Annotated in this window: 25 protein-coding genes; 15 read left to right on the top strand and 10 right to left on the bottom strand. The window is 41.5% G+C overall.

Annotated features, from left to right (window positions below):
* Positions 1–73 precede the first annotated feature (73 nt).
* Both MKY11_RS03740 and MKY11_RS03745 read left to right on the top strand, forming a co-directional pair.
* Positions 74–1,180, top strand: a complete 1,107-nt coding sequence (locus tag MKY11_RS03740; RefSeq protein ID WP_047946767.1) for a nitric oxide synthase oxygenase — start codon at positions 74–76, stop codon at positions 1,178–1,180.
* A 100-nt stretch (positions 1,181–1,280) separates the two neighbouring features.
* Positions 1,281–1,706 (top strand): hypothetical protein, encoded by a 426-nt coding sequence (locus MKY11_RS03745; protein WP_024719346.1) that lies wholly within the window; start codon positions 1,281–1,283, stop codon positions 1,704–1,706.
* Between the two features lie 14 nt (positions 1,707–1,720).
* On the opposite strand, the gene MKY11_RS03750 is transcribed toward MKY11_RS03745, so the two are convergent.
* Positions 1,721–1,993: an acylphosphatase gene (locus MKY11_RS03750; protein WP_039962563.1), complete on the bottom strand. Its 273-nt coding sequence runs from the start codon at positions 1,991–1,993 to the stop codon at positions 1,721–1,723.
* Positions 1,994–2,116: 123 nt separating this feature from the next.
* Here MKY11_RS03750 and MKY11_RS03755 point away from each other — a divergent pair, with 123 nt between their 5' ends.
* Positions 2,117–2,767 carry an MOSC domain-containing protein gene (locus tag MKY11_RS03755; protein ID WP_342501868.1) on the top strand — a complete coding sequence of 217 codons (651 nt, stop codon included), beginning with the start codon at positions 2,117–2,119 and terminating at the stop codon, positions 2,765–2,767.
* 41 nt (positions 2,768–2,808) lie between these two features.
* Here MKY11_RS03755 and MKY11_RS03760 read toward each other — a convergent pair whose 3' ends face one another.
* The 3 genes from MKY11_RS03760 to map form a co-directional block, all read right to left on the bottom strand.
* Positions 2,809–2,946 carry a YflJ family protein gene (locus MKY11_RS03760; RefSeq protein ID WP_008341771.1) on the bottom strand — a complete coding sequence of 46 codons (138 nt, stop codon included), beginning with the start codon at positions 2,944–2,946 and terminating at the stop codon, positions 2,809–2,811.
* A 134-nt stretch (positions 2,947–3,080) separates the two neighbouring features.
* On the bottom strand, positions 3,081–3,242 hold the full coding sequence (locus MKY11_RS03765; RefSeq protein WP_008341770.1) for a hypothetical protein: 162 nt from the start codon (positions 3,240–3,242) through the stop codon (positions 3,081–3,083).
* Between the two features lie 123 nt (positions 3,243–3,365).
* Positions 3,366–4,115 (bottom strand): type I methionyl aminopeptidase, encoded by a 750-nt coding sequence (gene map / locus MKY11_RS03770; protein ID WP_008341769.1) that lies wholly within the window; start codon positions 4,113–4,115, stop codon positions 3,366–3,368.
* A 190-nt stretch (positions 4,116–4,305) separates the two neighbouring features.
* Here map and nagE point away from each other — a divergent pair, with 190 nt between their 5' ends.
* Entirely contained in the window at positions 4,306–5,670 is a 1,365-nt protein-coding gene (gene nagE, locus MKY11_RS03775) for an N-acetylglucosamine-specific PTS transporter subunit IIBC (RefSeq protein WP_048002726.1), read from the top strand.
* Between the two features lie 18 nt (positions 5,671–5,688).
* On the opposite strand, the gene MKY11_RS03780 is transcribed toward nagE, so the two are convergent.
* Positions 5,689–6,447 carry a DUF817 domain-containing protein gene (locus MKY11_RS03780; RefSeq protein WP_041090679.1) on the bottom strand — a complete coding sequence of 253 codons (759 nt, stop codon included), beginning with the start codon at positions 6,445–6,447 and terminating at the stop codon, positions 5,689–5,691.
* Between the two features lie 194 nt (positions 6,448–6,641).
* On the opposite strand from MKY11_RS03780, the gene MKY11_RS03785 reads away from it, so the two are divergent.
* Positions 6,642–7,145, top strand: coding sequence for a DoxX family protein (locus MKY11_RS03785; RefSeq protein ID WP_017366814.1), 504 nt, complete (start codon positions 6,642–6,644; stop codon positions 7,143–7,145).
* A gap of 42 nt (positions 7,146–7,187) precedes the next feature.
* Here the strand turns inward: MKY11_RS03785 and MKY11_RS03790 are convergent, their stop codons facing one another.
* Both MKY11_RS03790 and MKY11_RS03795 read right to left on the bottom strand, forming a co-directional pair.
* On the bottom strand, positions 7,188–7,775 hold the full coding sequence (locus MKY11_RS03790) for a YjgB family protein (protein ID WP_335352860.1): 588 nt from the start codon (positions 7,773–7,775) through the stop codon (positions 7,188–7,190).
* Positions 7,776–7,876: 101 nt separating this feature from the next.
* Positions 7,877–9,859 carry an LTA synthase family protein gene (locus MKY11_RS03795; RefSeq protein ID WP_008341764.1) on the bottom strand — a complete coding sequence of 661 codons (1,983 nt, stop codon included), beginning with the start codon at positions 9,857–9,859 and terminating at the stop codon, positions 7,877–7,879.
* 579 nt (positions 9,860–10,438) lie between these two features.
* Between MKY11_RS03795 and MKY11_RS03800 the strand changes: the two genes are divergently transcribed.
* The 7 genes from MKY11_RS03800 (at position 10,439) to MKY11_RS03830 (ending at position 18,869) form a co-directional block, all read left to right on the top strand.
* Positions 10,439–12,097, top strand: coding sequence for a pyridoxal-dependent decarboxylase (locus tag MKY11_RS03800; RefSeq protein WP_008341763.1), 1,659 nt, complete (start codon positions 10,439–10,441; stop codon positions 12,095–12,097).
* Between the two features lie 31 nt (positions 12,098–12,128).
* Positions 12,129–13,853 (top strand): methyl-accepting chemotaxis protein, encoded by a 1,725-nt coding sequence (locus tag MKY11_RS03805; protein ID WP_160758124.1) that lies wholly within the window; start codon positions 12,129–12,131, stop codon positions 13,851–13,853.
* 82 nt (positions 13,854–13,935) lie between these two features.
* Complete coding sequence (locus tag MKY11_RS03810) at positions 13,936–14,322, top strand: DUF1992 domain-containing protein (protein WP_008341761.1); 387 nt, start codon at positions 13,936–13,938, stop codon at positions 14,320–14,322.
* A gap of 162 nt (positions 14,323–14,484) precedes the next feature.
* The gene (gene treP, locus MKY11_RS03815; RefSeq protein ID WP_017358785.1) at positions 14,485–15,918 is read left to right on the top strand and encodes a PTS system trehalose-specific EIIBC component; all 1,434 of its coding nucleotides are present in this window, start codon (positions 14,485–14,487) and stop codon (positions 15,916–15,918) included.
* Positions 15,919–15,933: 15 nt separating this feature from the next.
* Entirely contained in the window at positions 15,934–17,634 is a 1,701-nt protein-coding gene (gene treC, locus MKY11_RS03820; protein WP_017358786.1) for an alpha,alpha-phosphotrehalase, read from the top strand.
* 19 nt (positions 17,635–17,653) lie between these two features.
* Complete coding sequence (gene treR, locus MKY11_RS03825) at positions 17,654–18,370, top strand: trehalose operon repressor (protein WP_017358787.1); 717 nt, start codon at positions 17,654–17,656, stop codon at positions 18,368–18,370.
* Positions 18,371–18,434: 64 nt separating this feature from the next.
* Entirely contained in the window at positions 18,435–18,869 is a 435-nt protein-coding gene (locus tag MKY11_RS03830) for a terpene synthase (RefSeq protein ID WP_159145502.1), read from the top strand.
* 46 nt (positions 18,870–18,915) lie between these two features.
* On the opposite strand, the gene MKY11_RS03835 is transcribed toward MKY11_RS03830, so the two are convergent.
* On the bottom strand, positions 18,916–23,196 hold the full coding sequence (locus MKY11_RS03835; protein WP_342501869.1) for a multifunctional 2',3'-cyclic-nucleotide 2'-phosphodiesterase/3'-nucleotidase/5'-nucleotidase: 4,281 nt from the start codon (positions 23,194–23,196) through the stop codon (positions 18,916–18,918).
* Between the two features lie 259 nt (positions 23,197–23,455).
* On the opposite strand from MKY11_RS03835, the gene MKY11_RS03840 reads away from it, so the two are divergent.
* Positions 23,456–23,974, top strand: coding sequence for a type 1 glutamine amidotransferase domain-containing protein (locus MKY11_RS03840; protein WP_007496591.1), 519 nt, complete (start codon positions 23,456–23,458; stop codon positions 23,972–23,974).
* A 107-nt stretch (positions 23,975–24,081) separates the two neighbouring features.
* Here the strand turns inward: MKY11_RS03840 and MKY11_RS03845 are convergent, their stop codons facing one another.
* A complete protein-coding gene (locus MKY11_RS03845) occupies positions 24,082–24,297 on the bottom strand; it encodes a DUF1128 domain-containing protein (protein ID WP_008341757.1) in 216 nt (71 codons plus the stop codon).
* Between the two features lie 75 nt (positions 24,298–24,372).
* Positions 24,373–25,728 carry a sodium:alanine symporter family protein gene (locus MKY11_RS03850; protein WP_217967436.1) on the bottom strand — a complete coding sequence of 452 codons (1,356 nt, stop codon included), beginning with the start codon at positions 25,726–25,728 and terminating at the stop codon, positions 24,373–24,375.
* 174 nt (positions 25,729–25,902) lie between these two features.
* Between MKY11_RS03850 and MKY11_RS03855 the strand changes: the two genes are divergently transcribed.
* Entirely contained in the window at positions 25,903–26,373 is a 471-nt protein-coding gene (locus MKY11_RS03855; protein ID WP_342501870.1) for a low molecular weight protein-tyrosine-phosphatase, read from the top strand.
* Between the two features lie 20 nt (positions 26,374–26,393).
* Positions 26,394–26,726, top strand: coding sequence for a hypothetical protein (locus tag MKY11_RS03860; protein WP_035391343.1), 333 nt, complete (start codon positions 26,394–26,396; stop codon positions 26,724–26,726).
* The last annotated feature ends 13 nt before the right edge of the window (positions 26,727–26,739 follow it).

A 26,739-nucleotide genomic window follows, 5' to 3' on the forward strand; every position in this document is an offset into this window, starting at 1 on the left:
GTTTGAAACAAGTGAATTTATCAATAGAAACCGCTACAATGGATATATTCGTATTAAAGTGAGGCGAGTATGTTTGAGTAACCAAGAAGCGTTGTGGAATGAAGCAGAAGCTTTTATTTCTGTATGCTATGAAGAATTAGGCAAGTCAAATGAAGAAAAAGCAGCACGTCTGCATGAAATAAAAAAAGAAATTGAGTCTGACGGGATGTATACTCATACGCAGGAAGAATTAGCTCACGGGGCAAAAATGGCATGGCGCAACAGCAACCGGTGCATTGGGCGCTTGTTTTGGTCAACACTGCATGTGCATGACTGCCGGCACGTGACAACAGAAGATGAGGTGAAAGAGGCACTCTTTCATCATATTGAGTATGCGACAAATGGGGGTAAAATCAAACCGTCCATTACCATCTTCCCACCAGAGAATAAGGGACGGAAGGAAGTCGTTATTTATAATCATCAGCTCGTTCGTTATGCGGGATATGAGTCGGAATATGGCATCATTGGGGACGAGGCATCACTTGAATTAACCAAGTTGTGTGAAGCGCATGGCTGGAAAGGCGAAGGCACGCATTTTGACCTTCTGCCTCTTATGTTTCAGCTAAAAGATCAGCCGCCGGTTTTGTATGATCTTCCGAGAGAGATCGTTCAAGAGGTAGAGATCACCCATCCTGAATATGATGGATTCGGTGATTTAGGACTGAAATGGTATGCTGTTCCGATTATTGCTGATATGAAATTAGAAATTGGCGGCATTCATTACAATGCGGCACCGTTTAATGGATGGTATATGGGAACAGAAATTGGCGCGCGAAATCTAGCTGACGAAAACCGCTACAATATGCTGAAAAAAGTTGCTTCTATTTTAGGACTGGACACGACAAAGAATGCGTCACTTTGGAAGGACAAAGCCATTGTCGAGTTGAATGTGGCGGTTCTTCATTCTTACCGGGAAGCAGGGGTGACCATTGTGGATCATCATACAGCTGCCCATCAGTTCAAACAATTTGAAAAACAGGAAGAAAAGGCTGACCGTAAGCTGACTGGTGATTGGACATGGCTGATTCCGCCAGTATCACCAGCTGCTACGCATATCTTCCATCGTCACTATGACAATACGATCGTGAAACCGAATTATTTTTATCAGGAAAAACCCTACCATGGGACGGAAAGAGCCTAGCGAAAAGCTAGGTTTTTTTGTATGAAATGAGTCTTTTGAATGTTGTTTGATTTGGAAAATGATGGTTTAATGTCGGTGAAATCAAAAAGGGGGAATATAGATGAAAAAAATAACGTTGCTCATATTTTTGGCTGTATTCAGTTTCAACGGATTTCTACCACTAGGTAATGAAAGAGCTAAAGCAACTACTGGAACAATGGTTCAGAATGTCATCGATTTAAAGGTGACAACCGATCGTTCAACTTATACTTCGCTCCATCCTCAGGTCAACGTCAACATGACCGCAACAACAAATGAAACACTTTATTATACAGCTGCTATTCGAAAACTTACTTTCCCAGTGACACCAGTCTTTACACACGAAGGGTCTATCTCTGGACAAAACGCTTTCGCAGCACCTACTCGTTTATTACTTCCTAACAGTGGGTCAGCCAACTATGATGTTCATGTGAGTCTCTACAAAGATGCTTCACGTACAACCTTGATTGGTTATTATGTTGCAAACCCATTTACTGTTGTGAAATAAAGGGTACACATCAACTATCCTCTAATCCGAAAGTCTTGATAATGGGCGAACTTGGTGAGCGGCTCCATGTCCAAATGTGTGACTTTTGAAAAAGGACTACCTTTACGGACGGTCTCTAAAAAGTCAAAAACCTCCTGCTGCTCTCCTTCTACTTTTAACTCCACGTGACCCTCATCTGTGTTGCGTACCCAGCCTTTTATCCCTCGATTGACGGCTTCTCCTTGAACAAAATATCGAAAACCGACTCCTTGCACTCGTCCTTTTACAATAGCGTGATAATGAACCAATGTCATCTCTCCTTTTTTCTCATCGTACCATAACCTGCCTCGTTCCTTCACGTACCGACTATGATTTGACTGTCAAACCATGTAAAATAAAAGGCAATCAGACAATCAAAGGAGATGGCGAGAGTGGGGCAGACAAGGTACGACATCGAAGGAATTCAAGTAGGGCAACCTATCACCACCTATGTGAATGGTAAAGAAATCAAAACAGCCATCAACAAAAAGCGTATTTTCGAGCCTGTTTATTTGAGTAAGCTCAATTTTGATGGAGATGGCCAGGGTGATTTGGTCCATCACGGAGGTGATGATAAAGCCATTTGCGTCTTTCCATATGATCACTATACTTATTTTGAGCAATTTTTAGGAGTGTCGTTACAGGAGGCAGCTTTCGGTGAGAACGTGACCGTGCATCAGCTTGTAGAGACAGAAGTCCGTATTGGAGATGTATTTCAGTTTGGGGAAGCGATTGTTGAGGTCAGCCAGCCAAGACAGCCATGTGTGAAGCTCTCTCTTAAGCATGGAAACATGAAGCTTGTGAAGGAAGTACAGCAAACGGGATATACCGGTTTTTATTTGCGTGTGCTGAAAGAAGGAATGGTCTCTCCTGATGAAGCTCTTGTGTTAGTCGAAAAAGCGCCCCATCCCATCACAGTCCACGAAGTCAATGAAGTTAAATACCGTCAAGTAGATCAAAACAGGCTGAAAGCAGTTCTTGACGTAGATGCCTTAGCAGATGTGGTCAGGAAGTCTTTAGAAAAACGTGTTCAGCCCATATAAAAAAGCCGTACATCTGATATGGATGTACGGCTTTTCAACATTTAAGAGCTCGTTTTCTTTTGCTCAAGAAGATTTGCAAGGAAATAAGTTTTAAAGCTTTGAAGCTTTCTTCCTTCATGCTTGGTCACACCAAGCTTCTTTAATTCTTCGACATACCAGCCTTTGCTACCATAATGCATGATAGAAAACTCCTTTCAATGGAAACTGCCTGCATTGTAACATCTCAAAAAAGGACGTGAAAAGTGTGCAGGTGTCAAGAAATGAAAACTGATTCTATCTGCCTATGATCCATGTATATGCTGGAAATAATTATTTATGAATTTGGCGGGTTGAGGGTAACGATGATCATGCCGACTGTCATAATCATGATGACAATCCCGAGGTAGGTCATCATGGATTGTTTTTTCTTAATACCTACAACCGTTAAAATAATACTTTCAATAAAGAAGATAACACCGATGATGATGAACCACATATCAAATAAGACCCCTTTCGCATATCTTTGCCTATTTTACCACAGGCATTTTTGTTTAGTCGTGACAGATTCGTGAAACGGGCATGAAAAAATCCCCTCCAGTGAAGGAAGGGACCCGCTTACTTACAGCTTTGTTAAAATAATCGGTTCGTCTTTTGTGATCACAATCGTATGTTCAATCTGTGCGACCAGGCTCTTATCAGGCGTTTTAAATGTCCAGCCGTCATCCGCTTGATAAATCGATTCAGCATTTGTTGAAATAAAAGGTTCAAAGGCGATGACTGTCCCATTCTTAAACAAAGCATTATCGAATGGATCATAATAGTTCAAAATATGGTTAGGTGCTTCATGCAGGCTTTTCCCAATACCGTGTCCTGTCAAGTTCTTAATGACGGTAAATCCTTGTTCTTTCGCTGTATTGTAGACCGCACGGCCAATTTGATTTTGTCTTTTACCGGCTTTCGCGTGCTTTAATCCTTCAAGGAATGCATCCTCTGCACACTGGCATAATGCTTCAAGACGAGCATCTCCTGTACCTAAAACGAATGAAATCCCAGTATCGGAATAATATCCATCAAGCTCTGCTGAGATATCAATATTAATGAGGTCGCCCTCTTGTAAAATGGTTTTTTCACTTGGAATGCCATGTGCGACTTCATCATTGACACTGATGCAAGTCGTACCGGGGAAATCATATTCTTTTTCAGGAGCTGAATTGGCTCCATGCTCTTCTAATATTTTTTTCCCAATCAAATCTAATTCTTTTGTAGACATGCCTGGTTTCGCTTGGCTTTTCATTTCTTCTCTTGCCAAAGCGACAATTCGGCCGACTTTTTTTAAGGCTTCTAACTCATGATCATGTTTGACAATCACTGTTCATTCCCGCTTTCTATAACTTCATTCTATTCAATAGCTTACCACATTTTACGCCAAAAGAGTAAAGGCTGAGATTCGGGTGAGATGTGGACAAATTGGTATAGATAACTAGATGTGCATATGATATATTTTTTATGAACATCATGAGAGATTTGTTCATGATGATGACGAAGGGGGGAGAAATAAGATGGTGTTTCAGTTTTTTCAAAAGTTAGGAAAATCATTTATGCTTCCAATCGCTGTGCTTCCTGCAGCGGGTATCATTTTGGCTATTGGGCGTGAAGATGTATTCAACATCCCGTTTATTCATGCAGCAGGAAATGCAATTTTTGCGAATTTGGCTTTAATTTTTGCTATGGGTGTAGCGATTGGTATTTCAAAGGACGGTAACGGGGCAGCGGCGTTATCTGGAGCGATCTCTTATTTTATTTTGTCAGCTGGTACCACGTCGATCAATTCGACCAACAATATGGGGGTATTGGGTGGTATTTTGTGCGGACTTTTGGCAGGTTACGTTTACAATAAATTTAAGGACACGAAACTGCCGGAATACTTAGGTTTCTTTAGTGGAAGACGGCTTGTGCCAATTATGACAGCACTTTTTACCATTCTATTAGCAGCCGTTTTTGGATATGTATGGCCTCCAATTCAAAGTGTGATCAATGATTTGGGAGAGTGGATTTTAAGTCTTGGAGCAACGGGTGCCGGGCTGTTTGGCTTCTTTAACCGCTTGCTCATTCCATTAGGACTTCACCATGTGTTGAATAATCTATTTTGGTTTCAATTCGGTGAATTCAGCGGAGCGACAGGTGATTTAGCACGGTTCTTCAAAGGCGATCCAAGTGCAGGTGTCTTTATGACTGGTTTCTTCCCAGTGATGATGTTCGGGCTGCCAGCGGCATGTCTTGCGATGGTTGTGACCGCAAAGCCTGAAAAACGAAAAGCAACAGCCGGTCTTATGATTGGAATGGCACTGACGTCATTTATTACAGGAATCACAGAACCAATTGAATTCTCATTTATGTTTTTATCTCCACTTTTATATGGTGTTCATGCGATATTAACTGGTCTTTCGCTCTTTATTGTCAACACCTTAGGCATTCATAGCGGTTTCGCTTTTTCAGCGGGTGCGATTGATTACGTTTTAAGTTTTGGAATAGCACAAAAGCCCATTCTGTTACTTGTAGTTGGGGTCATCTATGGCGTGATTTACTTTGTTGTTTTCTATTTCCTGATTAAATTGTTAAAGCTAAAAACACCGGGCAGGGAAGATGATGACATCGAAGATATCTCAGGTGATGATACACATACTGCTGGAGCAAGTATGCTCGTAGAGGGACTAGGCGGCAAAGACAATATCACCACAATTGACCATTGTGCAACCCGTCTTCGTTTAACAGTAGAAGATACCAATTTATTAAATGAAGGTACATTGAAAAAAGCAGGTGCCAAAGGGGTACTGACGTCAGGAAAAACTTCCGTACAAATCATCATTGGAACAAATGTCGAATTTGTCGCCGATGATCTTCGCAAGGAAGTCGCTCGGGACTAAAAAAAGCGTTCAGCCAGATCAAATGGGCTGAACGTTTTTTTGTTTTCGCTGTTCGATCACCAGTACAATGCTGATGACAACAAGTAAAAACCATGAACTGATTTTACCAAGATGGACGAGAGACCAAGCATGCTGCTGATTTGGATATTGCCATGCTCCTAAAAAGGTCGTGACATTTTCGGCCACCCAAATAAAAAAGCCAATCAGTAAAAACGAGATAACAAGCGGCATGCGAAAGGTCGATGAACCGACCTGAAAGGACACGGTTGTTTTTCGAAACACAACCACTAGGAGTAAGGTCAGCCACCAGCGTAGATCATAAATCCAGTGATGAGTAAAGAAATTGAGATAAATACATAAACTGATCCCCACTGAAAGAAACGGGTGAGGCCACGCATTCACCTTCACGCGAAGCCGAGTCAGTGCCTGATAAATATAGCTTGCCACGCTCGCATACATAAAACCGCTGTAGAGCGGAACCCCAAAAATTTTCGTATAAGCTTCTTCAGGATAGGACCATGAACCCATATGTACTTTGTAGATTTCTAAGCCTATTCCAATCACATGAAAGAGACAAATAACCTTCAACTCTGTCAGTGTCTCAAGCCGCAGCATCAGCATGAGGAGCTGTGCGATAAGGCAAAGCAGAAGAATAACATCATATCGAGGAAGAAAAGGAATAGACACGATCTTTGATAGGGCAAGCGCTGTAAAGATCATGACGGGGAATAGACATGAAATAGCCTGTAAATAAGCAAAATGAAATAATGTTTTCATACTAAATGTAACCCCTTTTTACTGTCTGAAATAACTTAGACGGAAATAGCAAGGGAAAAGTTTACCTCGACTAGATATTCATGAACAATTTGTGAATATATATGTGAAAAGGATCACAAATGATATTTACATAGTATAATAAGATCATAAATAAAATGTGAAATATTTCACATAATTTAAAAGGAGGCATCATCATGTTTACAAAATTCTTACAAACGAATGTATGGGCAGCGGTTATCCTTTTGGCAGCAAGACTTTATATCGGATGGACTTGGCTGACATCTGGTATTGGAAAACTAACAGGCGGATTCGATGCATCAGGATATTTGCAATTTGCCATAGCTGAACCTGTTGTGAAAGATGGACATCTTGTTTATCCATTCTATGTTTGGTTTTTAGAAAATGTCGCGTTGCCAAATGCCGGACTCTTCAGTGTCATGGTCATGTGGGGAGAAATCTTAGTTGGTCTAGGACTAATTGTTGGATTGTTCACAACAACGGCAGCCTTTTTTGGAAGCGTGATGAATGTCTCTTTCTTACTAGCTGGAACCGTCTCTGTTAACCCGCTTCTTCTTCTGATCGCCGTCTTTATCATAGCAGCGAAAGGAAATGCCGGAAAATTTGGTCTTGATTATGTAGCAGGTCCAGTCCTTAAGCGAAAACTGAAAAGAAAGCCGCATTTAGAAGTGGCATCATAATAAAGAAAAGCATCCTGAGCAAAAATTCAGGATGCTTTTTATTTAGGAACCGGCTTTGATGAGGTTAATATGCACCACAGTCAGCTCGTGCTGACTGATATCTGGATCATGTCCGACGATAAATTCGAGCTCATAATCACCGGTCTGATAAACGTATTTCTTCTCTTTTGTTTGCGGGATGGTGCTGACTGAATCTGCTGATCCAAGCTGTTTCTTTAATAGGGAAGGAGTCATTCCTCCGATATTCGTTTCTTTTTCTACATTTGTTCCAAAATAACGGATTTCGTTAATCTTGCCTTTTTTGTCATAGTGAAAAGCAAATCCAGGGTTGCCCATCTCAGCATGATACAAATCAAAGCCGCTTTGACCGGTTTCTGGATAAGGCTGCCCTAGTTTATGCCGAACGTCTTTTTTTGTTTGAACCCCTATTTTGAGTCCTTCTGCATAGTATGGCATTTGTCCTTGATGTGCTAGCTGATAAATGCTGTTTAGCGCTGCTTTCGGCCCTTGAGGAATGGACTGTTCTGTCTCCGTTTGGGTCATGGTGTGTGCTGAAATCGCCGGGCTAAAACCGAATAAGGTGGAAGAAGCGAGTGAAGCGGTCACGACAAAAGCTGCTGTTTTTTTCATGATTAATCAATCCCTCCTTCTTCAACTATACCCGGTGCCATGTGGATCAAACGTAAAAAGCCCCAGCTGATCTTGATCGGCTGGGGCTTTAAAAGAGAAAGTTATTTGGAAGACGAGCTGGATTCATCTTTGGCGGAAGAGGAATCTTTTTCATCCTGTACTTTCTTTGTGTAGTCATAATCATTGCGTTCAATTGGTGTAAAGCCTTTAGGTTTGTAGAAACGGAGTAAATCTTCCGTGACAATCTTATCAGATGTCTCTAGCATCTTTTTCACCGTTTCGTTTTCTTGTGATGCCTTTTCAGTCGGCTCGATTTTTTCACCTGTTTTGTTGCTGTAATAGTTGTTGCCTACTTTCGTGTAGTCCTTAGACACGAAGTCTCCATTTCTAAATGGCACAAGCTCTTTAAAGTTCTTCGATAAGATATCAGAACCAGACATTAAATAGTTCTTCGTATCATCTCCGAGCAGGTGGAGAAGGGTAGGCGCAACATCGACTTCACCAGAGTATTTATGAATCTGTCCGCCTTTTACGCCTGGCACATGGATAAAGAGCGGCACACGCATAAGCTGGGCATTTTCATAGTCTCCAATTTTTTCGCCAGTCACTTTTTCCATCGCTTCATTATGGTTTTCTGAAATGCCGTAGTGGTCACCGTACATAATGACGACGGTATTGTCATAGAGACCAGATGTCTTCAAGTCATTAAAGAACTGTTCAATGGCTTCATCTAAATAATGAGCAGATTGGAAGTAGTTATCAACGACGGAGTCTCCGAAGTCGCCAGGTTCAAAATCAGTATCACCTTCATCCATACCAAATGGGAAGTGGTTTGACAGCGTAATGAATTTTGAATAAAACGGCTGTTTCAGATTTTCAAGCATTGGCATGGATTCTTTGAAGAACGGTTTGTCTTTCAATCCATAGTTCTTCGTATCTTGTTCATTCATATCGTAGTACTCAGAATCGTAAAATCTGTCATATCCAAAGGACTTAAACATTTCATTTCGGTTCCAGAACGTTTTCGTATTCCCGTGGAATTCTGCGGACGTGTATTGGTCCTTTTTCAAAATGCCAGGAAGCGCCTGATATGTGTTTTGAGCTTTGTTAATAAACACAGAGCCTTGTGATAATGGGAAAAGCCCCGTATCCATCATAAATTCCGCATCAGATGTCTTTCCTTGTCCTGTTTGATGGAAGAAGTTATCAAAATAAAACGTTTTGTTGTCATGGGCTAATGAATTTAGGAAAGGAGTGACCTCTTTTCCATTCACCTTGTAATCAATGACAAAGTTTTGCAGTGATTCAAGAGAAATCGTAATGACGTTCATGCCTTTCGCTTTACCGTAATAAGCTGGGTTAGGATCAGCGCTGTTCGCCTTTAGATAATTCTCTACATCTGTTACGTCACTTGAATTTGCCAGGGCACGCTGGCTGTTTGATTTCACATTTTGAATGGCATCAAACACCGTAAAATTATAAGCACCCAAGTATTTGACTAAATAATTGCGGTCGAACGATCTTGATAAAAGCTCTGGGCGATCAATTTCTGCTGCGATTAAGTTGACAACAAAAATCAGAACAGAGGACACAAGAACGAGTCTAAACGATTTTGTTTTTTGAACAGGTACAGTCGCTGTACTTGTTTGCTGCTGTCTTTTCATGCGGACTGCGAGTACGATCAAGATGATGGTATCGAGAAAGTAAAACATATCAGTCCAACGCATGAGTGAAAATGCACTATCACCTAATTGTCCGCCATTCGTTCCTGCCTGCATCACTGTAGGCAGCGTGATAAAGTCATTGAAGAATCGATAGTACACGATGTTTGCGTAAAGTAAAAAAGACATGAAAAAGTGAATCACAATGATAGCGGCAGGCTGCCATTTTTTCTTGAACAATAAAGCAAAGCCAAGAAAGAACAAGCTGGAGCTAATAGGATTCACAAAAAGCAAAATATGCTGAAGCACATTTGATATACCAAGTTTAAATTCAATTAAATAAGCTGTATACGTCTTGAGCCATAACAAGATGGCTGCAATTACAAAGAAGCCGAGGCCTCTTTTTTGAATAAATGTTTTCATTTAAACACTCCTTTTCTCCGTTAAACGGAAGAGGCGGAACGAAAGAAAACGAACCATTAGAATATACCATGAAATGCACAAATAGAAAAGTCATAACCGGTGAGCGGGTAAAGCAAGCCTGTCCGCGCTAGAGTTGGGAAGACATCGAAAACATTCGATTTCCGAAAAACTTTTTGTGAAATCTATCCTAATAATTACAGAAAATTCTGTATTTTTCCTGTTGCTATATCAATAAAACAGGTAAAAAGACACAAGTCTAAAGAATTAATTTGATTTCTACAATGGTGCATTTAGGCGGATTTCCAGTGTTTATTAATGTTTATGCAGGTTAAGTAAAAAAAATGAATGAATAAGCAGCTGAATTGTCTGGATAATAATTCCTTCATGGAAGTATATTAATATATTTTATTGTTTCACAAACATAATGGTTTTGATGTGTATTGTAAGGGTTTTATTCGTTTTGACGAGCGAACAAATTATCTAAATATACTTAAGCGAACAGTTCGACACTATAAACTTTTGAAACGGGGTCGATATAGACAGTGACAGGAAATCTTCCATTGAAAGGATTGATAGTATATGACTGTACGAGCACAGAACCTCGTTCAGAACTGGTTTCCGAGTGAGGACGGAAATGCAGAAGAGCGGAAAGAACTCATTAAATTAATGGAACAGATCATTTCAGGGGTCGATGACCTGAAGGATCCGAACCGTGCTCACCTAAAAGGTGAAAAGAATCGTGAGGAGGACTTTTACAAAAAGCTCACTGAAACAAGTCAAATTCCGATGAACGGACAACAAGCGGAACTTGTGAATGAAGAATTACTGAAGCTTTTACATAATCATCCATACCACACGAAGTATTTCTTCACGAACATTTTGCCAATGGCAAGTACACCAGGAATTCTAGGCATGCTGACGGCTATGCTGGTTAACGGAAACAACCTATGGGATGTGTATGGACCAGCAGGCGCAGAAGCTGAGGTCAGAGTGGTCTCAATGATGTCTAAGCTCATCGGATATGATCCAAATGTGAGCGGGGGCTACACAACATGGGGAGGTCAAGGGGCTATTTTCTCGGGGCTTCGTTTAGCAATTTCGAAAGTTGCACCGGAGTCATTACGAAAAGGTGTCCCGCAAAATCTTTATGCGTTTTGTTCTGATGCAGCACATTACAGCTTATTTAAGTCAATGGAAGCAACAGGGCTTGGCACAGACAACTTAATCAGAATTAAGACGAATAAAGATCATTCGATGGATATGGAAGATTTGCGTTGTCAAATGGAACGTGTAGCCCAAAATGGCGGAATTCCCGTTTATATTGTGGCAACAACCGGAACAACAGATGCCATTGCAATTGATGATGTAAAAGGGGTACGTGAAACGGCAGAAGCCATTGCTGAGGAGTATGGTCTCAAGGTGCCGCATATTCATGCGGATTCGGCGCTTGGTGGATTCTTTGCTTTCTTTAATGAGTATGATGTATCTGAAAACCCGCTGCAATTCTCAGACGGTGTTCTTCGTATGCTAAAAGAAATCAAAGCGAAATTCCAGCATCTTTCTCTTGCTGACACGATGTGCTTTGACTTTCAAAAGCTCGGACAAACACCGTACACATCTAGTTTATTCTTGGTGAAAAACGCTGCTGACTTAAAGCGCTTGGACCTAGAAGAACAAGAAACACCATACGTTGGACATAGAGGCTACGGGGAATACCATACCGGTTATACACTGGAATGCTCAAGAATGGGAAGCTCCATCAGCATGCTAAGTGTGCTGCTAACGTTTGGAATTGAAGGATACCAGCGCTTGCTCGGTCAATTTTTAGAGGTGAACCTTGCATTTAGAGAAGCACTTCGTCAGGAAATTCCACAAGCAGAAGTCGTCAATGATGACAATGTCGGAATGGCTACATTGTTTAGAATTTACCTAGACGGCTCTCCTCGTTTTAAGGAAGAAGTGTCTGGTGAAGCAACTGCTATGGAAATTGAGCGCAACAATGATTTGAACAAAATCCTCTTTGAAAAGCTTGGAGAGAAAAGAGACGAAATGTTCTTTGGCGATACAACGAAGTTTTTACAAGTCAATGCCAAAGAAGGTCAAGAATTCTATCTAAGTGTGAGTAAATTTTTTGTGATTTCACCTTATACGTTACCGGAGCATATCCCTCATATCGTATCTTATTTAAAAGATGTGATTGCATCTGTTTGTGGACAATTTGAAAGTGTAGAGGCTTAAATTAAAATTGAGAGTGGAGATGTAGAAAAAAATGGCGAAACAAAGGAAGTTTGGGGGACTTACGATATCCTCCAAAATCATGTCAGTCGTTGTCGTAACATTACTCGCAACCGTTGCATTATTCGTTCTAACATTTTATTTAGTTAGCCAGGATTTATCTTCCCAATTATTAAAGCAATTTGATTATCGATTAACAACAGATATTGATACAGCGAAAAAAGAAATCGATAATATGGATGGAAATGTCCTTAGCATTAGCGGGAAGGATGATCCTATTTATGTGGAGATCAAAAAGAAATTCACAGAACTACAAAAAGATCATACGCTTGAGAACTTATACGTGTTATCAAATAAGGGCGGCAAAGAAAGAATCATCGTACTAACAGGGGAAGACAATGATTTTGATCAAGATTATGTCTTTTCAGATGAAATGAAACAAGCTCTTTCTGAAGATAAAATGGTCAAAAGTGACATTTATGTTGATTCGTATGGGACTCATAAATCCGTCTTTTTACCGATTAAAGATTCAGGCGGTGAACTCACGGGGATTTTAGGAATTGACTTAGATGCGTCTGTTGTTCCAGCAACAACGAAAAAGCTGACAATTTATATCACAGTAGCATCTGCGATTGTGCTCATCGGTGGATTACTCTTCTCATTCTTCATGGGAAGAAGAATTGCAAAACCAGCACGTTCATTAATGGAATCAGCGGATCGAATTGCAGATGGTGATTTAACTGGCATGGTAGAAGTTCAAAGTAAAGATGAGATCGGTCAATTAGCGGCTTCCTTCCAGAAAATGCAGGGACGGATCAAAGAGCTTATTGGAAAGATCTCAAACTCATCAAGTGAAGTGTCGAAAATGTCTTCACAGCTTCGCACAGTGACAACGGAATCTAGTCAAAGTGCACAACAAGTGTCAGAAGCGATGACGAATATGAGTGAAGGAATCAATGATTCAGTCGCAAACATTACAGACTGCACAACATCTGTTGCGGAAATTGATACTCAAATCGAAGGCGTGACAAAAGAAGTGGATGAAATGAAATCTGTTTCATCAGAAGTACAAGAGCAGTCAGAATCTGGTCAAAAATTGGTGCAGCATGTGCTTGAACATCTCAACATGTTACACGACATGATGACAAGCTCAAAGCAGGCGGCAGAAGAATTGCAATCACATTCAACAGAAATTGAAAGTGTCATCTCCATTATTACGGACATTTCAGCGCAAACGAATCTGCTTGCACTGAATGCTTCTATTGAAGCCGCACGTGTAGGAGAAGAAGGAAAAGGATTTGCTGTTGTGGCTGATGAAGTCCGTAAGTTAGCTGAACAGTCAGCTGATGCAGCTAAAACGGTCTCAGACTTAGTCATTGGCACACAGGAAAATAGTCAGCGTGTCCTTGAAAGCGTGGAGGAAAGCAGTAAAGCAGTGGAAGAAGGCCGTGAGCAAATGAAAGGCACCTCGCAGAACTTCGCTGGTATTTATGATGGAGTGTCTCAATTTGCAAGCAGAACGAACAATTTGCTTCAATCTATTAAGCAGGTAGAACGCGCTTATCAAACAATTTCTACATCGATTGAACAAATTTCGGTCGTGTCAGAAGAACATGCGGCAAGCTCTCAAGAAGTAGCGGCAGCAACAGAACAACAAAGTGCTGGCATGCAGCAAATTTCAAGTGCGATTGAACAGCTCTCTGACATGTCAGAGGACTTGGCACAAATGGTATCTACTTTTAAAATCGACAAAAAATAACGAGAAAGCTGGCTCTTGTGAGAGAGTCAGCTTTTTTGCTATGCTTAACCAAAATATCAGACGATCTGAAAGGAGACGTGTCATGGATTTTGCGCAGAGATTGTCAGAAGAACGGATCAAAAAGGCGATGGACCATGGAGCTTTTGAAGGACTAGCAGGTTTTGGGAAACCTCTGCCAAAGGATGATGCTGCTCATGTACCTGAAGAACTGAGGATGGGCTATCGAATCATGAAAAATGCTGGCTTTGCCGGGGAAGAAACAGCTTTGAAAAAAGAACTAATGACGGTTAAAGAGTTACTGAAAACGAGTATAGATGGAGAAGAAAGAAAAAAACTCTCTCTCGTATGTGAGGAAAAACAAAAACGCCTTGATGAACTCACATCCAAGCGCCAAACGTTTGCTCGACCAGCCTCCTCCTTTTATAAGAATAGGGTCTACGAAAAACTAACGGAGCATAAAAAAAGATGATGACACGCTGCCTCTTTGAGCACATTGAGGGAGCTTTTTTTATGAAAGCGCTACATTTTCTTGTTGACTACATGTATATACAAATATAAAATATGAAGTGAACATGTATATACAAGTTTTGATTCTTTTTTCTTATAAAAAAACGATCTCGGAGGGGATAGCATGGCTGATTATCAGGCAGCGGCAGATCAGATTGTGAAAGCCATTGGCGGCAAAGAAAACATTGATCAAGCCACACATTGTGTGACAAGACTTCGTTTTGTGCTAAAAGATGAAGGTAAGGTGGATGAGAAAGCACTAGAACAAATTGATGAAGTGAAGGGATCTTTCTCAGCGAATGGCCAATACCAAGTCGTCATTGGTCAAGGAGTGGTGAATCGGGTTTATGCCGAAATGGTCAAACAGACGGGAATCGGCGAAGCGACAAAAGAGGACGTCAAGCGTGCCTCTGATCAGAAATTAAATCCACTGCAGCGTGCGGTGAAAACGCTTGCAGATATCTTCATTCCAATCCTTCCAGCTATCGTGACAGCCGGTTTATTGATGGGGATTAATAATATTTTAACAGCTCCTGATATTTTCTTTGATCAAAAATCCATTGTGGATGTGTATCCGGCATGGGCGGATTTAGCAAATATGATCAACTTGATTGCAGGTACTGCCTTTACCTTTTTGCCAGCATTAATCGGCTGGTCGGCTGTCAAGCGGTTTGGAGGTAATCCGCTTTTAGGGATGGTCCTCGGACTGATGCTTGTACATCCAGATCTGCTGAATGCGTGGGGGTATGGAGCGGCGGAAAAGACAGGTGACATTCCTGTCTGGAATTTGTTTGGACTTGAAGTACAAAAGGTAGGTTACCAAGGGCAGGTTCTTCCGATACTTGTCGCCTCCTATTTACTCGCAAAGCTCGAATTATTTATTACAAAGCGGACACCTGAAAGTATTCAGTTGTTAGTTGTTGCACCAATTACATTACTACTCATTGGATTTTTATCATTTATCGTCATTGGTCCCGTTACATTTGCGATCGGAAACGTATTAACATCTGGACTCGTCACTGTATTCCAGCAATTCGCAGCACTTGGCGGCCTTTTATATGGTGGATTATATGCAGCGTTAGTCATTACAGGCATGCACCATACGTTCCTAGCTGTCGATATTCAGCTGATTAACTCAAAACTGCACGGCACGTTCCTATGGCCAATGCTCGCACTATCTAATATTGCTCAAGGATCAGCGGCACTTGCGATGATGTTTGTCTTAAAAGATGAAAAGCAAAAAGGGCTCTCGCTGACATCAAGTATTTCTGCTTACTTGGGGATTACTGAACCGGCGATGTTTGGGGTGAACTTGCGCTATAGATTCCCGTTTATTTTTGCCCTGATCAGTTCAGGGATAGCTGGTATGTTTATTGCCTCACAAGGGGTACTGGCAAGTTCAGTCGGCGTTGGAGGCATTCCAGGAATCTTCTCGATCATTCCGAAATATTGGGGGGCATTTGCCATCGGAATGGTGATTGTGCTGATCGTCCCATTCATTGGTACCCTTTTATATGCAAAACTTAAGAAGAAGGATGTATCACAAGAACTTAACTAGTGGTGGTGAAGGAAATTGAATCAACAAACAAACGAACCGTGGTGGAAAAAAGCCGTGGTCTATCAAATCTATCCGAAGAGCTTTTTAGACACAACAGGCTCTGGTACAGGTGATATCAATGGTGTGACGAAAAAGCTCGACTATATTAAAGAGCTAGGGGCGGATTGTATTTGGCTGACTCCTATGTATGAGTCACCACAGCATGACAACGGTTATGATATTAGTGATTATACAAAAATCCATGACATGTACGGCACAATGGCCGATTTTGAGCACATGCTGAAAGAAGCACATGAACGAGGGATTCGTGTCATCATGGATCTCGCTGTGAACCATACATCTATTTTCCATGAGTGGTTTCAAGCCTCCCGAGAGTCGAAGGAAAACCCGTATCGAGACTATTATATTTGGAAGGAGCCGAAAGCGGACGGCTCTCCTCCGAATGACTGGCAGTCAAAGTTTGGCGGGCCAGCGTGGGAATTAGATGAAGCGACAGGTGACTATTATCTTCATTTATATGATGTTACCCAGGCAGACCTCAATTGGGAACATGATGAAGTGCGCAGGAAAGTATATGACATCATGCACTTTTGGTTTGAAAAAGGGATCGATGGATTCAGACTGGATGTCATCAATAACATTTCAAAGGATCAACGCTTTTTAGATGATGCCGGGCAATCAGTGCAAGGTGACGGGCGTATGTACTATACAGATGGGCCGAGAATTCATGAATTCTTGCATGAAATGAACCAGGAAGTGTTTTCGAAATACGATAGCATGACCGTGGGGGAAATGTCTTCAACGAATATTGCAGACTGCATTCGGTATACAAGACCTGATCGGCAGGAGCTGGATATGACGTTTAATTTTCATCATTTAAAAGTTGACTATCCTAACGGTGAAAAGTGGGCCATTGCGCCATTTGATTTTCTAGAGTTGAAATCAATTCTGTCAGAATGGCAGACGAAAATGCATGAGGGCGGCGGCTGGAACGCACTATTTTGGTGCAACCATGATCAGCCACGCATCGTGTCTAGATACGGTGATGATGGCACGTACCATCAGCAATCAGCGAAGATGCTGGCGACCACCATTCATTTGATGCAAGGCACTCCTTATATTTATCAAGGTGAAGAAATTGGGATGAAGAATCCTCGCTTTGAGGACATTTCGTCATACCGCGATATCGAATCACTCAATATGTACGAAGTCATGCTTGAAAAAGGGAAAACAAAGGAAGAAGCTTTGGCGATTTTACAGGTCAAATCAAGAGATAACGCAAGGACACCTATGCAATGGACTTCGGAAAAAAATGTGGGGTTCTCAAAAGGTACGCCTTGGATTGAACCAGCTCAAAACGGCATTTCAGTAGAAGCTGCCTTAAAAGATGAGACGTCGATTTTTTATCATTATCAAGCCCTTTGTAGGCTTCGTAAGGAACTTGATGTAATCACCTATGGAAGCTTTACTTTACTGCTTTCAGATGATCCAAAGGTGTTTGCATATGTCCGAGAAGGCAAAGATGAGAAGATTCTCGTGATCAACCATTTTTATGCAGGCGAGACGGACTTTACACTTCCAGATGAGCTTGCAAAGGATGTCAATGAAATGGAAGGGCAAGTCTTACTGTCCAATTATGAGGATGTGCCGGCAGATATCAAGGGATTTACGTTGCGCCCATATGAGTCAATCGTTTATCATTTAACCAAACGCTAGTAAATGGGGCGGAGGGAAAATGAAAGAGAATAAGTTTCGAGTGATTTATGATCAGCTCGCTAGACGAATTGAACAAGGTGAATGGCAGGATAAAGGCATCCTCCCATCAGAACATGAGCTATCTGTCATGTATGACACATCCCGTGAGACGGTGAGAAAGGCATTAAACATCCTTGTGCAAAATGGCTATATCCAAAAAATTCGTGGGAAAGGCTCAGTATTGCTGAATCGGGAGAAAATGCAGTTCCCAGTTTCGGGTCTTGTCAGCTTTAAAGAGCTTTCCCAAACGCTTGGGCGAAAGACGGTAACAACGGTTCATGAGTTCGGTTTAATCAAGCCAGATCAGTATATTCAGTCTCAGCTGAAAATCAGTGGGCAGGAGGACGTTTGGGAAGTCATTCGCTCTCGCAATATTAGCGGAGAAGAAGTCATTTTAGACAAAGATTACTTCTTGCAAAAACATGTACCGTTCTTGTCTAAGGACATTTGTGAAGGATCGATCTATGAGTATATTGAAGGAGAACTTGGGGTCTCGATTAGTTACGCACAAAAGGAATTTGTGGTCGAGCCATGTACTGAAGAAGATGAGAGGTATCTCGATTTGAACGGGTTTGATCATGTGGTGGTGGTGAAGAATTATGTGTTCTTGGAGGATACGAGTCTATTCCAATACACTGAAAGCCGCCACCGGCTAGATCGTTTCAGATTCGTGGATTTTGCTAGAAGAGAGAAATAGACAGGGCCGAGGCTCTGTCTATTTCAGGTTTTAGGGAAACAAGAGCAACATTCTAGGAGGACAAATGATCAGACTGAATAGACCATTAAAATTACGAGATTTAGAAATTTTTAGCGTGATGAAAGATCACAGGATTTTATGTTATGTCATCATTGAAGACACGCGAAAACCGTTTACGGAAGAAGATAGAAAATTAGAGCCATTATGTTATATGGATGAAGAAGACATTCAAGCGATTTTGAATGTATTTCATATCTCAATTATCAGTGATGAAACATTAAGTGAAGAAGATTTAACCCTTGTGAAATCGTACTTTGCTGAATTTGTGAATAACACGAACTTAACGAATTTCATTACGAGAGAATATGTTCAAGAGGATTTATATGCCGTTGATGATGAAGATGATATCACGTTCTTTAATAGAATGCTGCGTCATATAGGGTCAGATGATGTGAAAGAATTTGATGATCGTCATTGGATGTATTTATCCCAAGATTAATAGTGAGATGCAAAAAAGGACAGAGCAAATGCTCTGTCCTTTTCTATTAAGATGATACTTTGTTTCTTGTACGCTTGCGCTGGTAGTAATAAAGGATACCGCCTGAGGCGAGCATGAGCAAGCCAATTAATACCGCTGTATACATCATTGTTGCCGTATTCGGCAGTGTGCCGCCTGGCATGCCGCTTCCATCCTGACTTGGATCCGAACCGCCTGGAGCAGAAGTTCCACCGTCTCCGCCAGTTTGGTCTGGAGCTGTTCCAGCCGCTTCACTTTGATTGAGTACGGTGTATTCACTAAAGTGCTCCGTTTTACCTGAGACAATCCCGTTTTCGAATGAACCGTTACTTGTTTTGGCATAGCGGTTTTTCTCACGATCGACATAATAGACACCTGGTTTCTTCGCTTTTTCAGGCGCGTCTAATGTAAAGAACAGTGTGACGGGATCTTTAAAGGTAGAGACATTTTTCTGATCTTGTTTGATTTGGAAATCGTATGTGTCGGTTAATGCGTTTTTCACTTTATTTGTTTTTGCCATTGATATATCTGTTTGTTGCTCTGATAAATTGGAGAGCGGTAATGCTAGACCGACTTTGTCATGATAGATAGTGACGTTTGGATCTTGCTCTCGTTTCTTCAGTTCAGCTATTTGCCCTTTTGATAGAGACAATTGAACCTTTTTCGCTTCGGTTGCTTTGTCTAAATAGAGCAATGCTTTGTTCGTATGCTGCACATACGTTTGGAATTTCTCATCATCTTGAATGTCATAGGCGCCTTTTCCTTTCAAGCGAGGAAGGAATACTTCTTTCACTCGATGGTCGATGACTGGAGAAATATGACCGTCTGCCTGTTCAATTTGCTCTTTGAAAATTTCATAGTCAACATAGCCTAAGTCTTCACCATGAGACGCTTCTGTAAAGACGCTGTAGCCATCACCGCCTGTGCCGACGAATGCGTTAGTCGCCACGCGGTATGTTTTCTGATCATCAATGTCAGTCAGATTGCCCTTTTGATCTTTCAATTTGACATCAATCAGTCTGCTGCCAGCTGGTTTACTCAGTGTAAACGTATATTCAATACCGGCTACATGAGGGAATGCGCCTCCGCCTTCTTCAATGCCTGAAAGACCTTGTTCAAGCGCTTTTTTAATTTGACTGCCTTTTAAATCTGCGACATATAGTGTGTTTCCAAAAGGCATCACAGTTAAAATATCCCCTAATGTGATATCTCCTTTTTCAATGCTGCCTCGAATACCGCCGCCGTTTGTAATGGCAAGGTCAGCCCCAGCAGATTCTTGTGCTTTCTTTAACATGCCATCTGCAATAAAGTTTCCAAGGTTTGTTTCCTTTGCACGGACGTGTTCACGCTGTCCATCTAAGAAGACATCTGACGTCCCGACTTTTTCGGTTTTTAAATCTTGGATATCTGCCTTGTACTGATCAAGAATCGCTTTTGCGTCCGCATCTTCTTTCACAGAGTCGTCGATCGTGATGAGGTCAAAAGTAGATTCTTTTGGCTGTACGACGCCTTTTTTGTCAAAGGCCACGTCTACTTTTCCTAAAAATTGTCCGTAGTCTTTTACTTGCGCAACAATCGTTGGTTCTTTTTTATTGATGACCTTTAATTTTTCAACAAGGGTGTGGGTGTGACCACCAATGATGAGATCAATGCCATCTACTTTTTGAGCCAGCTCTAGATCACGGTTATAGCCAATATGTGTGAGCGCAATAATTTTATTGATTTTTTCTTCAGTTTGAATGGTTTTGACTGTTTCTTTTGCTTTTTTGTATGCATCTTGAAATTGAATGTTGGGACCACTGCTGGATGTAATGGCTGTGTCTTCAGTGGTGAGACCGAATACAGCGACCTTTTCACCATTTACATCAAGTAGAATGTAAGGGTAAATGCCAGCTTCTTTTTTCTCACCAGCTTTAAATGTTGCTGGTTTTTTCACTAAGTCGCTTAACTGTTTTTCCTTAGAGACATTCACGTTTGATGACACGATCGGGAAGTTCGGTTTTTCAAACTGATGACGGTTTTTAGCATCTACACTGGATGCGTCACCTGTCAGGAATTGACGAAGGACAGATGGACCTTTGTCAAATTCATGATTCCCAAACGTCATGGCATCGTATTTCATTAAGTTCATCAGTTTCAGATCGGCAAGTCCTTGCCATTTTGTGAAATAGAGATCACCAGAGAAGACATCTCCAGCGTCTAATAAAATATTGTTTTCGCTTTGGGCGCGAACTTCTTTGATCTTGGTTGCGCGTCTTGCTGCATCATCCAGATGGGCATGTGTATCGTTTGTATGCATCACCGTTAAATGCCAATTGTCTGTTGCAGGTGGTTCTGTTGTACCATCATCTTTAAACGCTAGCTTGTACACGCCAAGTCCGTCTGTGCTGGCATTCCGAATAAAGTCGACGCTGCTTGATTTCTCTGCGAACGGTTTTGCAAGTAGAGAAGATTCAAAGGTGACGGTTGCGCCTTTTACTGGTGCAATGGACCAGTTTTGATCTGCGCTTGGGTTAATGGTTTTTTGTTCAATAATATAATCCATCAGCACTTGGCGGTTCTCATCTGCTGAGGCAAGCACGACTTTATCTTGTGTGAGGTGCGGGAAGCCTCCGCCGCCAGATGCACGGTAGTTATTTGTCACGACTAAAAATTCTTGATTGTCAGAAACGGGTTTTCCATTGTAAGACAAGTTTTTGATGCGGTTCGCACTAGCGTTAACAAGTGTGCCCATTGTGTTGTATTTAGCAGGCTGTGTGACATCTACTTGGTACGTCACACCATCAATCACATCAAAATTATATGAGCGGTATTCTTCGTTTAAAATAGGCTGTTCATTTGAAGTATTTGGTTTAATTTGGTTAAACTGACCTGCAGACATTTCAAGCCAGTCTTTTACTTCACTGCCTTTTAGTTTTACAATCTGTACGGTGTTATCGTAAAGATAGAGATCGCCGATGTTTTTAATCGCTAAATCACCTTTTGCGATATTTGTATAATAGTTCACACCATTGCGTCCGCCGGCTTTAAATGGCGCACCCGCAGAGAGTATCGGCAAGTTTTTGTACGAAGTATCTTTCATTTTTTCTTGTGCATACCATTTCTGGGCATCTGTCACGATTTGAATAGAAGGGTCATCCATCACTTGAGCGAAAAAGCTGTTAATGTCTGCTTCTGTTTTTCCAACTGGCTTTCTGACGTAATCTAGGGTGTTTTGGTGAGTTGTTTGAATGGCATCTTTCACTGTACTGTTTTGAGATGTCACCCCGGCAACGGATTCGATTTTGCCTGTTCCATCTGTGACTTTCCAGTTGCTTCCGTCTGGTTCTAGCGTTAAATCAATGACCCCGAGGTAGCTTCCCCAGTTTTTTGACATGACGACAGGAATGCCATTAATGGTTCCCTTTGCGACATCAAATTTGTCAACGCCGCTATATTCAGCGCTTGGGAATGTGCCATGCTGGTGGCCAGACACAATCGCATCAATGCCTTTTGTTTTCGTGGCAAGGTCAAAGATCATATTTTCTGATCCTTTAGGTGAAGCTGTTTTTTCAATTCCTGTATGAGCAAGAGCGACGATGACATCTGCGCCTTTTGCTTTCATTTCTGGAATGGTTTCATTGGCAGACTCCACAATATCTTGCACTTGAACTTGTCCATCTAAATGTTTCTTATCCCACGTCATAATTTGTGGTGGTACGAATCCTATGTAACCGACTTTCACAGTTTGGGAGGCTCCGTTTGCATCTTTAAAGGTTTTATCCTGAATGACATAAGGAGTAAATCGGTGTTCTCCGTTTAACTTTTTGACGTTCGCATTGACAATCGGGAAGTTGGCGCCCGCAATGGTACCGTCAAGAAAAGATAAACCGTAGTTAAATTCATGATTGCCGAGTGTACCTGCATCATATTTTAATTTGTTGAGTGTATGAATAATGGGGTGAACCTTTGTTTGATTGATGATGCTGTCTTTTTCATTTTTATAAACGTATTCTCCAAGAGGGGTTCCTTGAATCAGGTCTCCGTTATCAACAAGGAGTGTATTGGGATTTTGTGAACGGTGCTTGTCAATCAGCTCGGCTGTTTTTGCCAAACCGAATTCATTTGTTTCTTTGTCGCTGTAGTAATCGTAATTCATCATGTTCGCATGAACATCCGTTGTGGCTAAGATACTGACCTTTACGGCGCTGCCGCTTTCTGTTTCTGCATGAGTAGGTACTGCTGGGAGAATGAGACTAATCAACATAATGGAAGTGAGCAGAATAGACAGGTTTTTCCTTCGTTTAGACCTATGTGCTTGCTTCTTCACCTGATCTCCGCCTTTCTAATTTTTTTGACCACAATACCTATTGTAGAAATGTTTCGTTAACTTTTGTAGTTATTTTTTGCAGATTATTGTAAAGATAACATAAATCATACGAATTACCTTGTTAAGGGAATGTGAATGAGTCTAAATGCTTATTTTTCTGAAAGGGGGTTTTCTCATAGGGATAGGATAGGATGTTTGATTTCAATTGGCGGGGGTATAGTGTGTAGTGTAAACGATAATCAAGCAGGAGGGTTTCTACATGGGTAAGAAAATTGCAGTTGTCTTAACAGATTACTTTGAGGATGTTGAATTCACCGAGCCTGCAAAAGCCTTTAAAGACGCAGGCCATGAGATCACAGTAATTGAAAACGAAAAAGGAAAAACAGTGAAAGGAAAGCAAGGAGAGGCAGAAGTAAGAGTCGATGCGTCTATCGATAACGTGAAACCAGAAGACTTCGATGCACTTCTGATTCCTGGCGGCTTCTCACCAGACATTCTGCGTGCGGATGATCGCTACGTGCAATTCACAAAAGCCTTTATGGACGAGAAAAAACCAGTATTTGCGATCTGTCATGGACCGCAATTGCTTATTACAGCGAAGACGCTGGAAGGAAGAGGCGCGACCGGCTATACATCCATTCAAGTAGATATGGAAAACGCAGGCGCCAAATTCAAAGATGAAGAAGTCGTCGTTTGTCAGGATCAACTTGTCACAAGCCGTACACCTGATGACATTCCAGCATTTAACCGTGAATCATTAAAACTGCTCGCAAAATAAGTAGTTTTGACAGGATAAACAAAGCCAGCACCTTGCGAGGTGCTGGCTTTTTCTGTGCATGGATGTAAGAAAGCGGCGTCAACCGCAATCCAGTATCAGGTGCACGATTATTTTCTTAAGCTTTTCAGCTCGCTTGCAATGGCTTGCATTTCACTTGGGCTGAATGAAGATTTTTTCATCACCATTTGGTGAAGAAATTCAATATCTTCATACTTATCTGGACTGAAGTCTTCGGCTTTGATGACTCCAATATTCAGCATATTGAGCTTTTGCGAAATGTCTTCAATCAGCTGATTGACTTCAGCCGCTTTTTGCTGTGACAAGGGCGGCACGTCCTTTCCTGCATGTGTCGAATAATATGTCTATTTTAACAGAAAAGCAAAAGAATAAAAGGGCTATTATGACGACACTGAAATGTTTTTTTCCTTTTTCTCCTCTTTGATCTTATCAATGATTCGTTTGGATTCAAACACCACAACACCTGATAAACCGATGAGGCCAATTAAGTTTGGAATGGCCATCAGTCCATTGAGCATATCTGCTACGCCCCAGACGAAGTCATTCTTAAACACGGCACCGAAAAAGACAGCTATCACAAACACGATACGGTAATACATGACGTACGAATCCTTCGCCAAATATGTAAAGCATTTCTCTCCATAATAGGACCAGCCAATGATGGTTGAATAGGCAAACAGGAGCAGCCCGATTGCCACGATGGTTGAGCCAGCTGGACCGAGGAAGTGAGCAAAGGATAACGAAGTCAGCGCATCACTTTTCACTGTTAAATACATATCTGCCATGACAATCGTAATGCCAGTGATAGAACAAACAATGATGGTGTCAATAAACACTTGCGTCATAGAGACGAGAGCTTGACGGGCAGGCATATCCGTTTTCGCAGCTGCAGCAGCAATTGGTGCTGATCCAAGACCAGCTTCATTGGAAAAGACTCCTCGTGCGACACCCCAGCGAATGACAGTTCCAATTGCACCACCTGCCACGGCTTGACCTGTAAAGGCATCTGAGAAAATAAGACTGACTGCGCCCGGAACAAGATCAGCATTCATGACAAGAATGATGAGCCCGCAAATGACGTAAAATAAAGCCATGACTGGTACAAAAATAGATGTCACTCGGCCGATACTTTTAATTCCGCCTAAAATCACGAGTGCCGTAAAGGCGGTAATGATGATACCTGTTACCCATGTTGGAATTTGAAAAGTAGAATTCATGACGCCTGAGATGGAATTAGACTGTACCAGGTTGCCGATCCCAAAGGCAGCACTGGCACCGAAAACAGCAAATAGCACCCCTAGCCATTTCTGTTTTAAGCCATGCTCTAAATAATACATAGGTCCGCCAGACATTTCGCCTTTTTCGTTTTTGACCCTGTATTTTACAGCCAGAACAGCTTCTGCAAACTTGGTCGCCATCCCGAAAAATGCAGCAAACCACATCCAAAATACTGCACCAGGACCACCTGCAATGACAGCTGAGGCAACACCGACGATATTCCCTGTACCGACAGTTGCAGCAAGAGCCGTCATTAATGCTTGGAAATGGGAGATATCTCCCTCTGATGTTTTGTCTTGTTTTGAAAAAGCGAGCTTTAAAGAATAAGGAAGTAATCTAATTTGAATGAAGAGGATCCGAAAGGTGAGGTAGATTCCAGTACCAACAATTAAAATTAATAGGGGAGGCCCCCACAAAAAATTGTTCATCGTCGTGACAAACTGCTCAATGATTCCCATCTAATGTCCCCCTTTGTTTGTGTAATTCTCCTAAAGTTTCTCCTTTTTTTGTGTATTTTGTCAATGCCGATGGGAGTTTTTCTTGCAAAGTTTCCAAAAGAAAAAGGGCTTGATATGATAGAGAAAAGGTTTTCCAAAGGGATTCTTAGGGAAAAGATAGGAGGAGAATGAAGGATGATTCATTTATTATTTGTGTGCCTCGGCAATATTTGCAGGTCACCGATGGCAGAGGCGATGTTTAGAAAACGAGTCGAAGACGAAGGGCTGAGTGAACACTTTGTGATTGATTCAGCAGGCATTGGCGGCTGGCATCAAGGCAGTCCTCCGCATGAAGGAACACGAAAGCTACTTGATGAAAAGGGCATCAGCTATGAAGGAATGACTGCAAGACAAATCATGGATAAGGATATCACCACATACGACTATATCATTGCGATGGATGCTGAAAATGTAGGCGCCCTCCGCAGTTTAGCCGGCTATGGAAAACATCACTTTATTGGCCGTCTTCTTGACTTTGTAGAAGACGACGATCGAGACGATGTGCCAGATCCTTATTACACTGGGAACTTTGAGGAAGTACATGATTTAATTGAAACAGGAATTGATCGTTTTTTGACGTATGTAAAAAAAGAGAAACACCTTTAACGGAAAGGAGATCAGATGAGATGGAAGAGAACAAACAAATCGTGCTTCGGGGAGCTGTTATAGGCGCAGCCTGCGGCATATTGCTGACATTATTTCATCGTCCAACAAGAACTGCACTGAAAGAAAAATGGAATGACTGCCAGCAAAAGCTGGATGAATACCGCCTGGAGCCTGGCAAGATGTCTGCTTGCGTGAAGGAAAAAATGGAAGAAACGAAGCAATTGATGAGAACGGTCTCAGATGATTTGTCTTTTCTGAATGAACAGGTGAATCAGTTAAAGGAAACAACACCAAAGGTATTAGAGATTATTGAAGAAACAAAGGATCACTTTCAAAAGAAACAGAAAGATTGATCATTGGAGATGA

Origin of the sequence: Bacillus sp. FSL W7-1085 (genome assembly GCF_038595035.1) — a bacterium.
GTDB classification, from domain to species: domain Bacteria; phylum Bacillota; class Bacilli; order Bacillales; family Bacillaceae; genus Bacillus; species Bacillus altitudinis.